This window comes from Roseisolibacter sp. H3M3-2, from assembly GCF_029211165.1.
Classification (GTDB): domain Bacteria; phylum Gemmatimonadota; class Gemmatimonadetes; order Gemmatimonadales; family Gemmatimonadaceae; genus Roseisolibacter.
This window is the reverse complement of sequence record NZ_JARGEK010000668.1, coordinates 1-1,137: the sequence shown is the minus strand read 5'-3', so window position 1 is coordinate 1,137 and position 1,137 is coordinate 1. Positions and strand designations below refer to the sequence as shown.

Here is a 1,137-nt window from a genome sequence, read left to right as displayed (position 1 = left end):
CCGCCAGCACCTGCGCCAGCCGCGCGGCCTGCTCCCCCACCGCGCCGCGGTCGGGGCGCGGGCGCGGGGCGGCGGCCGGCGTCGGGAGCCGCACGAACCACGCGCCGTCACCCGACGCGGGGATCGTCCCCGCCGCGCCGGCGCCCGACGCGTCGAACGCCGTCCCCGCCGCGCGCCCCTCGGTCCACCACGGCTCGCAGCCGACGTGCACCACCGCCGTCGGCGCGGCGCCGAGGACGTCGCGCGCCACGATCCCCAGCGCGCCGAGCGCCGCCAGCTCGTCGTAGGCGTGGCCGTCGAACGTCGTCGCCTGCACGTCGCCGGGCATCGACGCCGGCATGGCGACCGCGCCGTCGGTGTCGCGCCACCGCTCGGCGAGCTGCGCCAGCCCCGCGGCGAGCCCGTCGCGCCCCACCAGCAGGTCGCGCACGTCGGGGAGCGCGTCGCTCGCCTCGGCGAGCGCCGTCACCAGCGCCTCGTAGGACGGCGGCACGGCCGAGTGCATGGCGCCGACCGCCGACGCGAGGTCGTCGCGCCGCGGCGCGCAGCCGGGCTCCAGCCACGCCACCAGCCCGGGCGCGCGCCGGTGCCCGGCGACCGCGCAGCGGTACGGGTCGCGCGCCGAGCCGCTGCCGAACGGGCGCGCGACGGTGAAGCCGCTGAGCAGCGCGGCCACCGGGCCGAGCGCCGCCTCGACGCGCCCGCAGTCGAGCGCGAGGTCGCCGACCCACGCCCGCACCGCGGCCTCCGGCGACGGGAACGACGCGTCCGCGCCGACGAGCGCGGCGAGCGACAGCCGCGCGCCCCCGCCCGTCCACCCGAGCAGCCGCAGCGCCGCGTCGAGCGGCGGCACGCCCAGCCGCACGCCGAGCGCCGCCAGCGCGCGCGCCGCCGCGTCCCACGACGCCGCGGGGAAGGTCAGCCGCCCCTCGGCGTCGAGCACCGGGAGCGGGAGGTCGAACGGCGCGACCGCGTCGAGCGTCGGCGGGCCGCCGTCCACCGCCAGCGTCGCCGCGCCGGCGTCGAGCAGGACGCGCACGCCGAGGGCGGGCGTCCACCGCACCGCGACCGCGAGGCCGTCCGCTTCCAGCGTCGCGCCGGCGACCGCGAACGACGCGCGCGCGCCGTCGGCGCGGC

1 pseudogene is annotated in these 1,137 nt (G+C 82.0%); it reads right to left on the bottom strand.

From position 1 onward, the window contains the following. Window positions 1-1,137: pseudogene (locus PYV61_RS25600) on the bottom strand (hypothetical protein); the annotation flags it as partial.